This is a genomic window from Nocardiopsis sp. MG754419 (assembly GCF_018207095.1).
Classification (GTDB): domain Bacteria; phylum Actinomycetota; class Actinomycetes; order Streptosporangiales; family Streptosporangiaceae; genus Nocardiopsis.
This window is the reverse complement of the sequence record NZ_QOCZ01000404.1, coordinates 1-362: the sequence shown is the minus strand read 5'-3', so window position 1 is coordinate 362 and position 362 is coordinate 1. Positions and strand designations below refer to the sequence as shown.

The following is a 362-nucleotide window of genomic DNA, read 5'->3' as shown; positions in this document are numbered from 1 at the left end:
GAGACTCGTCGCCGCCGAGTACGGCGATTCCGCGGGGAACAGCTCGAAGAAATACTGGGACGAGCTCGTCGAGAAGTACGAGGCCGATCACCCGGACGTGCGGGTGCAGGTCAGCGTTTACTCGTGGAACGACGTCGACCGCAAGGTCAAGGAGATGGTCGCGGCGGGCAAGGCGCCCGACATGGCGCAGATCGGCTCGTACGCCGAGTACGCCGCACGCAACCAGCTCTACGAAACCGGCCAGCTGCTCTCCATCCCCGTACAGGCCGATTTCCTGCCGCAGCTCAGCGACGCGGGCAAGGTGAGGCGGGTCGCGTACGGGATGCCGTTCGCCGCGTCCACACGGGTGCTCTTCTACAACA

The 362-nt window shown here is 65.2% G+C and carries 1 protein-coding gene; it reads left to right on the top strand.

Annotated elements, in window-relative coordinates:
* Positions 1-362: extracellular solute-binding protein (locus DSY14_RS28310; protein WP_211719626.1), on the top strand; the 362-nt coding region annotated here is incomplete at both ends.